Origin of the sequence: Kumtagia ephedrae (genome assembly GCF_003012745.1) — a bacterium.
Taxonomy (GTDB): domain Bacteria; phylum Pseudomonadota; class Alphaproteobacteria; order Rhizobiales; family Rhizobiaceae; genus Kumtagia; species Kumtagia ephedrae.
Genome location: NZ_PXYK01000004.1, coordinates 155,543 through 168,354 on the forward strand (window position 1 = coordinate 155,543; position 12,812 = coordinate 168,354).

Consider the following 12,812-nt stretch of genomic DNA (forward strand, 5'->3'; position numbering starts at 1 on the left):
GAGACATTCGATGAGCGAACGGCAGTCCGTAACCGTCGACGTGGTGTCCGACGTCGTCTGTCCCTGGTGCTATGTCGGCCAGAAGCGTCTGGAAAGCGCGATCGCCGGCCTGGCCGACATCGACGTCACGGTGAACTGGCGGCCGTTCCAGCTCGACCCCACCGTTCCGCCGGAAGGCACGGATCGCAGGCAGTACATGCTGGCGAAGTTCGGCAGCGAGGAGCGCATCCGCCAGATCCACCAGCGCATCGAGCCGCTGGGCGAGGCCGAGGGCATATCCTTCGCCTTCGACGCCATAAAGGTGGCGCCCAACACCCTCGACGCGCACCGCCTCATCCGCTGGGCCGCCAGCGGCGCGCCGGACGCGCAGAACCGCCTCGTCAAGCGGGTGTTCGCCCTTTATTTCGAGGAAGGCGGCAACATCGGCGACCACGCCGTGCTGGTGCAGGCCGCACGCGAGGCCGGCATGGACGCCGCCGTCGTCGAGGCGATGCTGGCCACCGACGCCGACCGCGAGGCTGTGGAGACGGAGGTGGCGACGGCTTCGAGTATGGGCATCACCGGCGTGCCCTGCTTCCTGCTCGACAGCCGCTATGCGGTGATGGGCGCGCAGGAGACGGAAACGCTGGCGGATGCGATCCGGCAGGTGGCGGCGGAGAAGGGGAAGGCTTCCCTTGGACAGTCGTCCACGCCATAATGCAGCGATGACGCAGCTTTTCGACCGCGCGGTAGAGGCCGCCCGCAATCTCCCTGCATCGGTTCAGGACGACATTGCCCGCCTTGTCCTCGAGTTGGCCGGCGAAGAACAACCGCCAGTTCAGCTCACGGGCGAGGAAGAGGCATCCCTGTCCGAATCGCTGGCGCAAGCAGCTCGCCGTGAATTCGCGAGCGAGGATGAGGTACGCGCCATCTGGGCGAAATACGGGCTGTGAGGCTTCGCTACACACCAAGAGCAGCCGCCGAACTCGTCCGCATCTCGCCTACATAGATAAACAATCGCCCCAAGGCGCGCGACGCGTATAGCGGCGTATTCAAGTGATCCTCGACCTTCTGGTCCAGCAGCCTCACAGCGGGCGACGGACAACCAATCGTCGCCTGCGACGCATCACAGCGACGCCCTACCCCTATCTCATCTTCTACGAAGTGACGGATCAGGAAGTCATTATAGTCGGCGTGCGGCATGGCGCCCGCGAGCCGAAATCCATGCCGCGGTGACGGCAGACGCTTGTCCGTGCTGCCCGGTGACGAGCCGTCCCGGCAACTCATGCCAGGCTCGCTCCTGGCTGCCATTGTCAGTATTTGTCAGGATTATTTTCCCCGAATTTATCCCCGCCCCTCCCTGCCGGAGCGATACTTTCGCCGCCCGTGCTGGAAAGGAGCGGCGATGGACTGGACCGTGGCAATCGAGAGAAATCGCGAGGCGCTGAAGCGTATCCTCGCCATGCTCGTCGCAATGGCCGGGTTGGACTCCAGGGAACTCGGGGGACAGTTCATTTTCTTTCGGCGGAAAGGCGGCAGCAGTGAAGAGGTGGCGCGGGCCGAAAAAAGTGAACTGTCCCCGGCACTGTCCCCTTCCCTTACCCTGCCGCGCCGCCTCCACCGGGCCGTGGTCAAATTGCTGCATCCGGCCGAGGCGGCGGTGCGGCGGCTGGTCATCGTGGCGGCGCGCGGCCTGGTCGTGGCCTTGCCGGCGCCGTGCCCGCGCAAGCCGAAATCGGCGATGCCGCGCAAGGCCGGTCGTCCCGGCGTGCCGCCGCCTGCGCAAAACTCCGCACGGCGTGTCCCGTCGTTGCCCCTGCTCGATCCGCTGCGCATGCCCCGGCCCTGGAGCGGCCGCGCCTGGTGGGTTCCCAGGAGCGTGCCGCGCATCTCCTTTCCCGGCTACAGCAAGCCGTTCCGCATCCCGCCGCCGCCGTCGCCCGACGACCCCGTGAGCGCGACGCGCCTCGTCCTGCGGCTGCAGGCGCTGGCCGCCGCGCTCGACGACCTGCCGGGCCAGGCAAGACGTTTCGCCCGCTGGCGGGCGCGCCACGACGCCGCCCTCGCGCAAGAGCGGGAAACCGGCACGCGCCGGCTTCGCCGGACAAGGCCGCTGAAGCCCGGCCGGCCGCCGGGCTGGCGGCGAAAGCCCGACCACGAGGTGCGCGAAGTGCTGAACGAGCTGCACGGGCTTGCCTTCGACGCCTTGCAGCGCCCCGCACGTCGTGACGGCACCTCGGTCGGCCCGAGAAGCGAAGCATAAGCGGCCGGCGCGGATTTTTTCGCGGTCTGGCGGCGATAGGTGCTGTCCGGCAGTGCCGTTTTGGTTGGCGGGCTGGTCAAACCTGGCTGGTGACAATCGGCCTTCGGCGTAACGACCCCCGACCCGAAGACTTGACTTCAATGCCCGCGAGCCGCGTCAAGCCGCCTTCGTCGCCAGCCTCGCCAGCTGCGTCATCACCACGGCCGAGCCGGCGAGACGCTTGTCGGCGTTTGGCCAGTCGCGGATGAAGACCACGCTCTGGTCCGGCCGGATCTTCGCCATCGAGCCCTGCTCGCCGATATAGCGCACCAGACCGGCCGGATCGGCGAATTCGCGCTTGCGGAAATGGATGACCACGCCCTTCGGCCCGGCATCCAGCTTCTCGACATTGGCTTTCCGGCACAGCCCCTTGATGAAGACGATCTTCATCAGGTGCTCGACCTCCTGCGGCAGCGGCCCGAAACGGTCGATCAGCTCGGCGGCGAAGCCGTCGATTTCTTCCGGCGTGTCGAGATCGGCCAGGCGGCGGTAGAGCGCCAGCCTGAGCTGCAGGTCGGGCACGTAGCCTTCCGGGATCATCACAGCCGTGCCGATGGCGATCTGCGGCGACCAGTCGCCGTCCGACACCTCGCCGGTGCCGCGGATCTCCGCGACCGCCTCCTCAAGCATCTGCTGGTAGAGCTCGAAGCCGACCTCCTTGATGTGGCCGGATTGCTCCTCGCCGAGCAGATTGCCGGCGCCGCGGATGTCGAGATCGTGGCTGGCGAGCTGAAAGCCGGCGCCGAGCGTGTCCAGCGATTGCAGCACCTTCAGCCGCCGGTCAGCGGTGTCTGTGAGCTTCCGGTTGGCCGGCAGCGTGAACAGCGCATATGCGCGCGTCTTGGAGCGTCCGACGCGGCCGCGCAGCTGGTAGAGCTGGGAGAGGCCGAACATGTCGGCGCGGTGCACGATCAGCGTGTTGGCGGTCGGGATGTCCAGCCCGGATTCGACGATGGTCGTCGACAGCAGCACGTCGTACTGGCCGTCGTAGAAGGCGTTCATGATGTCGTCGAGCTCGCCCGGCGGCATCTGGCCGTGCGCGGTCGCGACCTTCAGCTCCGGCACCGACGAATGCAGGAACTCGCGGATTTCGGGAAGATCGGAAATGCGCGGCACGACATAAAAACTCTGGCCGCCGCGATAGCGCTCGCGCAGCAGCGTCTCGCGGATGACCAGCGGGTCGAAGGGCGAGATGAAGGTGCGCACCGCCAGCCGATCGACCGGCGGCGTGGCGATCAGCGACAACTCGCGCACGCCGGTGAGCGCCAGCTGCAGGGTGCGCGGGATCGGCGTCGCCGACAGCGTCAACACATGCACGTCGCTCTTGAGCTCCTTCAGCCGCTCCTTGTGTTTGACGCCGAAATGCTGCTCCTCGTCGATGATCAGCAGGCCGAGCCGCTTGAAGCTGATCGACGAGCCGAGCAGCGCATGCGTGCCGACGACGATGTCGACGCTGCCGTCGGCTATGCCTTTCTTGGTCTCCGCAAGTTCTTTCGCCGGCACCATGCGCGAGGCCTGGCGGACGACCAGCGGCAGGCCGGAGAAGCGCTGCGTGAAGGTCTTGAAATGCTGGCGCGACAGCAGCGTGGTCGGCACCACGACGGCGACCTGGAAGCCCTCCATGGCCGCCAGGAAGGCGGCGCGCAGCGCCACCTCGGTCTTGCCGAAGCCGACGTCGCCGCAGATCAGCCGGTCCATCGGCTTGCCGGCGGCAAGGTCGTCCATGACCGCGTCGATGGCGCGCTGCTGGTCGTCGGTCTCCTCGTAGGGGAAACGCGCGGCGAACTCGCCATAGACGCCGGCCGGCGGGTTGAACGCCGGCGCGCCGCGCATCTGCCGCTCGGCGGCGAGGTTTATGAGCTGGCCGGCCATCTCCAGCAGGCGGCGCTTGAGCTTGGCCTTGCGCGCCTGCCACGAGCCGCCGCCGAGCTTGTCGAGAGAAGCCTCGGAGCCGTCCGAGCCGTAGCGCGACAGGAGCTCGATGTTTTCCACCGGCAGGAACAGCCGGTCGTCGCCGGCATAGTGCAGCTCCAGACAGTCGTGCGGCGCGCCGAGCGCCTCGATGGTCTTCAGCCCGACGAAACGGCCGATGCCGTGCTGGGCGTGCACGACGATGTCGCCCGCCGACAGCGACGAGGCCTCGGCGATGAAGTCGGCGGCGCGCTTGCGCTTGTGCCGGCGGACAAGGCGGTCGCCGAGAATGTCCTGCTCGGCGATGAGGGCGAAAGCGTCGGTCTCGAAGCCGGATTCGAGCGGCAGCACCGTCAGGCCCGCCTGCCCGGCCGAGAGCTTCTCGACATCGGCCAGCGTCGCCACCGGCTTCAGGTTGCCGAGCCCATGCTCGCCGAGAATCTGCGCCAGCCGGTCGCGCGAGCCCTCGGTCCAGCCGGCGACGACCACCTTGCGTCGGTCGGCGCGCAGCGCGGCGATGTGATCGACGGCGGCCTGGAAGACGTTGGCGTTGGGGTCGGCGCGCTCCAGCTCGAAGCCGCGACCCTGGCGCGAGCCGGCATGCAGCACCTGGCGGCCGCCGGCGTCCGGCGCGGCGAAGGGCGTGAACTCCGCCGTCAGCCGGTCGGGCAAGGCGGCGGCGACGTCGTCGGGCGTCAGATACATCAGCGCCGGCGGCACCGGGCGGTAGGGCACGGCGTCCTTCATCGCCCCGGCGACTTGGCCGTGGCGGGCCTGGTAATAGTCCTCGATCAAGGTATGGCGCTCGCCGATCGCCTCGCGCGCCAGATGGTCGAAGACGAAGGGCGCGTCCGGCACATAGTCGAACAGCGTCTCCAGGCGATCGTAGAAGAAGGGCAGCCAGTGCTCCATGCCGGCGAAACGGCGGCCCTCGCTGACGGCCGCATAGAGCGCGTCGTCGCGGTTCGGCGCGCCGAAGGCCTCGATATAGCTGCGGCGGAAGCGGCTGATGGTCTCGGCCGTCAGCGCCACCTCGCTCATCGCCTGCAGCACGATCTCGGTGCGCTGGCCGGTGGTGCGCTGGGTGGCGACGTCGAAGGCGCGGATCGAATCCAGCGTGTCGCCGAAGAAGTCGAGGCGCAGCGCGTCGGGCGCGCCGGGCGCGAACAGGTCGAGGATGCCGCCGCGGACCGCATATTCGCCGACTTCTCGGACGGTCGCGACGCGGTCGAAGCCCGACGTCTCCAGCCGCTCGATCAGCGCCTTCATGTCGACCTGGTTGCCGGTCCTGGCGCGGAACGTCTGCGCTTCGACGACGGCGCGAGGCGGCATGCGCTGCACCAGCGCGTTCGCCGTCGTCAGGATCACGGCGCGGTGCGGGCTCTTGGCAAGTGCGGCCATGGCGGTCATCGCCTCGACGCGGCGCGCCGTCGCATCGGCTCCGGGCGAGACGCGGTCGTAGGGCAGGCAGTCCCAGGCCGGGAATTCCAGCACCGGCAGGTCCGGCGCGGCAAAGGCAAGCGCATCGGCGATCATCGGCAGGCGTTGGCCGTCGCGCGCCACGAAGACGACGGGACCATCCGGCGCGGCTTCCGCCGACAGGGTGGCGAGGGCGAAGGCCTCAAAACCTTCGGCGACGCCGTCGATCATGACGGCGCCGGTGCGGTCTTTGCGCAGGCCGAGTTTTTCGATCAGGGGCATGGCTTATCGGAACGTCATCGCCTGGCGAAAGGCGACGATCTTTTGCAGGATTTCGCTTTGGAGCCTGTCCGGCACCGGCTGCTCTCCGGTGATCGAGGGCAGGAGCACGGTGTCGGGAATGTCGAGAAGTCCCTCATATTGGTCGAGTTCGGCCTCGGTCAAGGCATCGATGCGGGCATCGGCGAACGAGCCGAGGATCAGGTCGGTCTCGCGCATGCCTCGATGCCATGAGCGGAACAGCAGCTTTCGCCGGCGGGGATCCAGATCGTGGCTGGAGCGTGTGGTTCCGGTCATCGGGGCGCCCTGTGCAGAGCGGCGCATATAGCGTGGATAGACGATGGTGTCAGCCTTGCGCTGTCAGCAGTGAAGCCTAACATCCAGGCGGTGAACCGCTTTCGTGTGAATATCGCGCCTTGTCGCACCCCCCTCTGTCCTGAGCCCGTCAAATGGGCCGGACATCTCCCCCGCAAGGGGGGAGATTGGCCGTGGCCGCGCCGCCGCTTTACCCTCCCCCTTGTGGGGAGGGTCGGGCCGCAGGCCCGGGGTGGGGGTCAACAAGGGCATGCTGCCGTCTCCCCCACCCCGATCCGCTTCGCGGATCGACCCTCCCCCCCAGGGGGAGGGTGAAGATGCGCCCTTCCCTGCTCGATCCGCTGTTCGTCCCCATCACCTCGCTCGACGGCGTCGGTCCTAAGATCGGCGCTCTCATCGAGAACGTGGTGCCGGCCGACCTGACTGCACGGCCGGCACGCGCCGGCGACCTTCTCTTCACCTTGCCCAACAGCATCATCGACCGCCGCAACCGGCCGGGCGTGGCTCTGGCGCCGCAGGGCGCCATCGTCACGCTGGAGCTGCGCGTCGACCGGCACCAGCCGCCGCCGCGCGGACACCGCTCCGTGCCCTACCGCGTCTATGCCTTCGACGAGACGGGCGAGATCGCGCTGACCTTCTTCCACGCCAACGCCGCCTGGCTGGAACGCAGCCTGCCGATCGGCGGGGACGTGGTGGTGAGCGGCCGCATGGACTGGTTCAACGGCCGCCCTTCCATGGTGCATCCCGACCACATCGCGACGGCCGGCCAGACGGAAAACCTGCCGCTGGTCGAGCCGGTCTATCCGCTGACCGCCGGACTGCATGCCAAGGTGCTGCGCCGCGCCATCGGCCAGGCGCTGGCGCGCCTGCCGGAGCTGCCGGAGTGGCAGGACCCGGACGTGCTCAGGCGTCAGACGTTTCCGAGCTTCGCCGAGGCGCTGCGGCGCATCCACAATCCCGCCGAGCCGATCGACGTCTCGCCGGAGGCAACGGCGTGGCGGCGGCTCGCCTATGACGAGATCCTTGCCGGCCAGGTGTCGCTGGCGCTGGTGCGCGCCAATGTCCACAAGCGCGCCGGCCGGCCGCTCGTCGGCGACGGCACCCGCATCGCCGCCCTGCGAGCCGCCCTGCCCTACAGCCTCACCGCCTCCCAGGAGCAGGCTCTGGCCGAGATCGATGCCGACATGGCAAAGTCCGACCGCATGCTGAGATTGCTGCAGGGCGACGTCGGCTCCGGCAAGACGGTGGTGGCGCTGCTTGCCATGGCGCGCGCGGTGGAGGCCGGCGGACAGGCGGCGCTGATGGCGCCGACCGAGATTCTAGCGCGCCAGCATCTGACCACCATCGCCCCGCTTGCGGCGAAGGCCGGCCTCAGCGTCGCCGTGCTCACCGGCCGCGAAAAGGGCCGCGAGCGGGCGGCGATCCTCGACGGCCTGGAAAGCGGCGCGATCGACATCGTCGTCGGCACCCATGCGCTGTTCCAGGAGACAGTGCGGTTCCGCGACCTGGCCTTCGCCGTGGTCGATGAGCAGCATCGGTTCGGTGTGCACCAGCGGCTCGCCATCACGGCCAAGGGCGAGGCGCCCGACATGCTGGTGATGACGGCGACGCCGATCCCGCGCACGCTGGTGTTGACCGCCTTCGGCGACATGGACGTGTCGCGGCTAACCGAGAAGCCGGCGGGCCGGCAGCCGATCCGCACCGTCACCCTGCCCTCCGAGCGCTACGACGAGCTGGTCGGCCGCATCGCCGACGCGCTGGCTGAGGGGCAGAAGATCTACTGGATCTGCCCGCTGGTCGAGGAATCGGAGGAGGTCGAGCTGACCTCGGCGGAGGAGCGCCACGCGGCGCTTCAACGTGAGTTGGATGCCGCTGTCGGGCTCGTGCATGGCCGCATGCCGGGCCGCGACAAGGACGAGGCGATGCGCGCCTTCAAGGCGGGCGAGACCCGCGTGCTGGTCGCCACCACGGTGGTCGAGGTCGGCGTCGACGTGCCCGACGCCACCATCATCGTCATCGAGCATGCCGAGCGCTTCGGCCTGGCGCAGCTCCACCAATTGCGCGGCCGGGTCGGGCGCGGATCCAAGGCCTCGACCTGCGTCTTGCTCTACAAGCCGCCGCTCGGCGAGACCGCGACCGGCCGGCTGTCGGTGATGCGCGAGACCGAGGACGGTTTCCGCATCGCCGAGGAGGACTTGAAGCTGCGCGGCGAAGGCGAGTTGCTGGGCACGCGCCAGTCCGGCACGCCGGGCTTTCAGGTGGCGCGGCTGGAATTCCATGCCGATCTGCTGGAGATCGCCCGCGACGACGCCGGGCTGCTGCTCACGCGCGACCCCGGCCTGACCTCGGAACGCGGCGAGGCGGTGCGCGCCCTGCTCTACCTGTTCGGCCGCGACGAGGCGGTGCGGCTGCTGCGCGCCGGCTGACCAGCTACCTGTGCGGCCGGGACGAGCCGGTACGAAGATTCTCCAGTGTCGGGTTGGCGAGCGAGATGTCGATGGGCTCACCCTTGGTTGTGACGACCTTGCGCTTGTATTCGGGCGCCACCAGCCCGGCCGAGACGATCAGCTTGGCGCCGTCCTCGATGCTCATGTCGAGCGTCACGATCTCGGATCTGTGCACATACATCAGGAAGCCGGTGGTCGGGTTGGGCGTGCACGGCATGAACACGGCGACCAGCGGGTCGCCCGGCTTGTCCAGCCGGACGTTGATCTCGGTCTCCTTCTCGCCGGCCACGAACACCAGCGACCAGACCCCGGTGCGCGGATATTCGACCAGGCCGACGGTGCGGAACATCTCGTTCTTGTTGGAGAGAACCGTCTCGAATATCTGCTTCAGCGCGCGGTAGATGCCGCGCACCAGCGGCGTGCGGCCGACCAGCCCCTCGCCGAAACGGATGATCGAGCGGCCGATGATGTTGGCGGTGAGGAAGCCGATCAGCGTGATCAGCACCAGCGCCACGATCAGGCCGACGCCCGGTACCGCGAAGGGCAGGTAGTTATCGGGATTGTAGGCCGAAGGCAGGTAGGGTTTCACCCAGGAATCGACCCAGTGGATGAAGCTCCAGGCGAGATAGGCGGTGATCGCCAGCGGCGCGCACACGACCACGCCGGTCAGGAAGTAGTTCCTGATCCGCGTCATGCCGGAAAGGGAGATCGGAGCGTCGCTCATCCGGGGCCCGAGAGTTTGTGAACCGCCGGAATAGAGCATTCCCGAGGCGGCGATACAATCCACAACGCCGCCGCCTCACGAACGTTTCAAGCCGCTATTCGACCGTCACCGACTTGGCGAGGTTGCGCGGCTGGTCGACGTCGGTGCCCATCACCACGGCGGTGAAATAGGCGAGCATCTGGATCGGCAGCGAATAGATGATCGGCGTGATGATCTCCGGCACGTCCGGCAGCACGATGGTCTCCATCGCGTTGATGGTGGCGTGCTCGGCGCCCTTCTTGTCAGTGATCAGGATGATCTTGCCGCCGCGCGCCGCGACCTCCTGCATGTTCGACACGGTTTTTTCGAAGATGCGGTCGTGCGGCGCGATCACGATCACCGGCATCTTCTCGTCTATCAGCGCGATCGGCCCGTGCTTGAGTTCGCCCGCCGCATACCCTTCGGCATGGATGTAGCTGATTTCCTTGAGCTTCAGCGCGCCTTCCATCGCCAGCGGATAGTTGGTGTCACGGCCGAGATAGAGCACGTGGCGGTAGCGTGCCAGCTCGTGCGCCACGGCCTCGATCTGGCTTTCCAGCTTGAGCACCTGGCTGGCGTAGCGCGGCGCCTCGGCGAGATGGCGGACAAGGACCCTCTCCTGCTCGGGCGAGATCGTGCCGCGCTCGACGCCGGCGCGCACGGCGAGCGAGGCGAGCACGGAGAGCTGACAGGTGAAGGCCTTCGTCGAGGCGACGCCGATCTCCGGACCGGCCAGGGTCGGCAGCGTCACGTCGGCCTCGCGCGCGATGGTCGAGCCGCGCACGTTGACGATGGCGCCGATCGGGATGCCTTCCCTGCGGCAGTAGCGCAGCGAGGCCAGCGTGTCGGCCGTCTCGCCCGACTGCGAGACGAACAGCGCGGCGCTGTTCTTCGACAGCGGCATCTCGCGGTAGCGGAATTCCGAGGCGATGTCGGCGTCGACCGGCAGACGGGCCAGCCGCTCGAACCAGTACTTGCCGATCGAGCTGGCGAGGAAGGCGGTGCCGCAGGCCGACAACGCGATTCGGTCGAGGTTCTTGAACTCGAACGGCAGGTCGAGCGCGCGCGTGGTTCCCTCGACGAAGTCGAGATAGTGGGCCAGCGTATGCGAGATCACCTCCGGCTGCTCATGGATCTCCTTCTCCATGAAGTGCCGGTGGTTGCCCTTGTCGACGAGAAAACTGGTCCCGAGCGATTGCTGGCGGTCGCGCCGCACCTCGTTGCGGTCCATGTCGAAGATGGTGACCTTGTCGCGGCGCAGCACCGCCCAGTCGCCGTCCTCCAGATAGGTGATGGCGTTGGTGAAGGGGGCAAGCGCGATGGCGTCCGAGCCGAGGAACATCTCGCCCTCGCCATGCCCGACCGCCAGCGGCGGGCCGTTGCGCGCGCCGATGATCAGGTCCTCGTCGTCGCTGAACATGATGGCAAGGGCGAAGGCGCCCTCCAGCCGCCTGAGGGCGCGATAGGCGGCCTCGACCGAATTGGCGCCGCGAGCGATCTCGCGGGCTATCAGATGCGCCACGACCTCGGTGTCGGTCTGCGAATGGAAGACGTAGCCGTCGGCCATCAGCTCGGCGCGCAGCTCGGCGAAATTCTCGATGATGCCGTTGTGGACGATCGCCACGCCGTTGGAGAAATGCGGATGCGCGTTGGCCTCGTTGGGCACGCCGTGGGTGGCCCAGCGCGTGTGGCCGATGCCGATTCGCCCGCCCAGCGGCTCCTCGCCGAGGCGGCGCTCGAGATTGATCAGCTTGCCCTGCGAGCGCCGCCGCGCCAGCGTCCCGCCCTCGATGGTGGCGACGCCGGCCGAATCATAGCCGCGATATTCCAGGCGCTTCAGCGCATCGACGATCAGCGGCGCGACCGGCGACTGGCCGACGATTCCGACAATGCCACACATGAGAAACCCCCGATCTACTTAAAATAGCTTCCGCTTTCCTTAGAAGAAGCTGTCCGGCGGATGATAATCAATTTCGGTGTCAGATGATGACAGTGAGCTGTCGGCATAAGTCTATTGGGCAGGACCTTCCAAACCGTTATCGTTGGCCGGCTATTTTTTGGTCGAGGCCAGACGCTCGCGCAGCCGGCGTCCGCGTTCCGGCAGGTTCTTCTGGCGGGCCCGCCCGAACGCCAGCGCGTCCGCCGGGACGTCTTCGGTGATGACGCTGCCGGCAGCGACGTTGGCGCCCTCGCCGATGCTGACCGGGGCGACCAGCGCCGAATTGGAACCGATGAAGGCGCCCCGGCCGATATCCGTGAAAGCCTTGTTGAAGCCGTCATAGTTGCAGGTGATGACGCCGGCGCCGACATTCGCCCCGGCGCCGACGCGCGCATCGCCGACATAGGCCAGGTGGTTGACCTTGGCGCCGGCCTCGATATTGGCCTTCTTGATCTCGCAGAAATTGCCGACCTTCACCCCTTCCGCGAGCGTGGCGCCGGGCCGCAGCCGCGCGAACGGCCCGACATGGCTGCCGGGGCCGATGTCGGCGCCGTCGATATGGCTGAAGGCATGGATGACCGTGCCGCCCGCCACCCTGACGCCCGGACCGAAGAAGACGTTCGGCTCGACATAGGCGTCGGCGGCGATCTCGGTGTCGTGGGAGAAATAGACGGTGTCGGGCGCCACCAGCGTCACCCCCGCCAGCATCGCCTCCCGGCGGCGGCGGCGTTGCCATACCGCCTCGGCTTCGGCCAACTCGGCCAGCGTGTTGACGCCGAGCGTGCTTTCGAACGGCGTCTCGATGGCGGCCGCCTTCAGCCCCGCCCGGTTCGCGAGCGCGACGATGTCGGTGAGGTAGAATTCGCCCTTGGCGTTGTCGTTGCCGATCCGGTCGAGCAGGCTGAGCGCATGCGCCCCGGAAATCGCGATCAGGCCGCTGTTGCAGAAGGTGATCAGCTTTTCGGCCGGCGAGCAGTCCTTTTCCTCGCGGATGGCGACCAGCGCGTCGTTCTCCTCGATCAGCCGGCCGTAGCCGGTCGGCCGGTCGGTGCGGAAACCCAGCACCGCCACCGCAAACCCTTCCGCCAGCCTGGCGCGCGCCAGCATCAGCGCGCCCGCATCGATCAGCGGCGTGTCGGAAAACATCACCAGCACGTCGTCGAAGCCGCGCGCGATGGCCTCGCGGGCGGCAAGCACCGCATGCGCGGTGCCGAGGCGCGGCTCCTGCACGAACATTTCGGCCCCGGCGGCGAAGGAAGCGGCCGCCTTGCGCACCGCATCCGAATCGTGGCCGACCACGACCGCCATCTGCTCGGCCCCTGCCTGCTCAGCCGTCTTCAGCACATGCGCCAGCATCGGCAGGCCGGCGATCCTGTGCAGCACTTTTGGCGTGCTGCTCTTCATCCGGGTGCCCTCACCGGCTGCGAGGACGATCGACAGGCAGCTTCTCGACGACATTCTTGGTTTCCTGGCGGGACG

The 12,812-nt window shown here is 67.7% G+C and carries 10 protein-coding genes; 5 read left to right on the forward strand and 5 right to left on the reverse strand.

All coding sequences use genetic code 11. The features are described 5' to 3' along the window. The first annotated feature begins 10 nt into the window (after window positions 1–10). From C7I84_RS05385 to C7I84_RS05400, 4 genes are all read left to right on the forward strand, one after another. Window positions 11–697, forward strand: coding sequence for a DsbA family oxidoreductase (locus C7I84_RS05385; RefSeq protein WP_106771132.1), 687 nt, complete (start codon window positions 11–13; stop codon window positions 695–697). A 7-nt stretch (window positions 698–704) separates the two neighbouring features. Next, window positions 705–932, forward strand: coding sequence for a hypothetical protein (locus C7I84_RS05390; protein ID WP_106771133.1), 228 nt, complete (start codon window positions 705–707; stop codon window positions 930–932). Between the two features lie 103 nt (window positions 933–1,035). Next, window positions 1,036–1,215: a type II toxin-antitoxin system RelE/ParE family toxin gene (locus tag C7I84_RS30930; protein WP_342587151.1), complete on the forward strand. Its 180-nt coding sequence runs from the start codon at window positions 1,036–1,038 to the stop codon at window positions 1,213–1,215. A gap of 16 nt (window positions 1,216–1,231) precedes the next feature. Further along, window positions 1,232–2,242: a hypothetical protein gene (locus C7I84_RS05400; RefSeq protein ID WP_245428327.1), complete on the forward strand. Its 1,011-nt coding sequence runs from the start codon at window positions 1,232–1,234 to the stop codon at window positions 2,240–2,242. Window positions 2,243–2,398: 156 nt separating this feature from the next. On the opposite strand, the gene mfd is transcribed toward C7I84_RS05400, so the two are convergent. Further along, complete coding sequence (gene mfd / locus C7I84_RS05405; protein WP_106771135.1) at window positions 2,399–5,893, reverse strand: transcription-repair coupling factor; 3,495 nt, start codon at window positions 5,891–5,893, stop codon at window positions 2,399–2,401. 3 nt (window positions 5,894–5,896) lie between these two features. Then, window positions 5,897–6,187 (reverse strand): FAD assembly factor SdhE, encoded by a 291-nt coding sequence (locus C7I84_RS05410; RefSeq protein ID WP_106771136.1) that lies wholly within the window; start codon window positions 6,185–6,187, stop codon window positions 5,897–5,899. Window positions 6,188–6,522: 335 nt separating this feature from the next. Between C7I84_RS05410 and recG the strand changes: the two genes are divergently transcribed. Further along, window positions 6,523–8,631 (forward strand): ATP-dependent DNA helicase RecG, encoded by a 2,109-nt coding sequence (gene recG, locus C7I84_RS05415; RefSeq protein WP_106771137.1) that lies wholly within the window; start codon window positions 6,523–6,525, stop codon window positions 8,629–8,631. Window positions 8,632–8,635: 4 nt separating this feature from the next. Here the strand turns inward: recG and C7I84_RS05420 are convergent, their stop codons facing one another. From C7I84_RS05420 to glmU, 3 genes are all read right to left on the reverse strand, one after another. Continuing rightward, window positions 8,636–9,376 carry a DUF502 domain-containing protein gene (locus tag C7I84_RS05420; protein WP_106771138.1) on the reverse strand — a complete coding sequence of 247 codons (741 nt, stop codon included), beginning with the start codon at window positions 9,374–9,376 and terminating at the stop codon, window positions 8,636–8,638. A 94-nt stretch (window positions 9,377–9,470) separates the two neighbouring features. Beyond that, window positions 9,471–11,294: a glutamine--fructose-6-phosphate transaminase (isomerizing) gene (gene glmS / locus C7I84_RS05425; RefSeq protein ID WP_106771139.1), complete on the reverse strand. Its 1,824-nt coding sequence runs from the start codon at window positions 11,292–11,294 to the stop codon at window positions 9,471–9,473. A 150-nt stretch (window positions 11,295–11,444) separates the two neighbouring features. Then, a complete protein-coding gene (gene glmU / locus C7I84_RS05430; protein ID WP_106771140.1) occupies window positions 11,445–12,791 on the reverse strand; it encodes a bifunctional UDP-N-acetylglucosamine diphosphorylase/glucosamine-1-phosphate N-acetyltransferase GlmU in 1,347 nt (448 codons plus the stop codon). Window positions 12,792–12,812: the final 21 nt, after the last annotated feature.

What these genes read in the sequence shown, in the direction of transcription:
- C7I84_RS05385 (WP_106771132.1), top strand. Translation starts at nt 11, where the DNA reads ATGAGCGAACGGCAGTCCGTAACCGTCGACGTGGTGTCCGACGTCGTC.
- C7I84_RS05390 (WP_106771133.1), top strand. Translation starts at nt 705, where the DNA reads ATGACGCAGCTTTTCGACCGCGCGGTAGAGGCCGCCCGCAATCTCCCT.
- mfd (WP_106771135.1), bottom strand. Translation starts at nt 5,893, where the DNA reads ATGCCCCTGATCGAAAAACTCGGCCTGCGCAAAGACCGCACCGGCGCC.
- C7I84_RS05410 (WP_106771136.1), bottom strand. Translation starts at nt 6,187, where the DNA reads ATGACCGGAACCACACGCTCCAGCCACGATCTGGATCCCCGCCGGCGA.
- recG (WP_106771137.1), top strand. Translation starts at nt 6,523, where the DNA reads ATGCGCCCTTCCCTGCTCGATCCGCTGTTCGTCCCCATCACCTCGCTC.
- C7I84_RS05420 (WP_106771138.1), bottom strand. Translation starts at nt 9,376, where the DNA reads ATGAGCGACGCTCCGATCTCCCTTTCCGGCATGACGCGGATCAGGAAC.
- glmS (WP_106771139.1), bottom strand. Translation starts at nt 11,294, where the DNA reads ATGTGTGGCATTGTCGGAATCGTCGGCCAGTCGCCGGTCGCGCCGCTG.
- glmU (WP_106771140.1), bottom strand. Translation starts at nt 12,791, where the DNA reads ATGTCGTCGAGAAGCTGCCTGTCGATCGTCCTCGCAGCCGGTGAGGGC.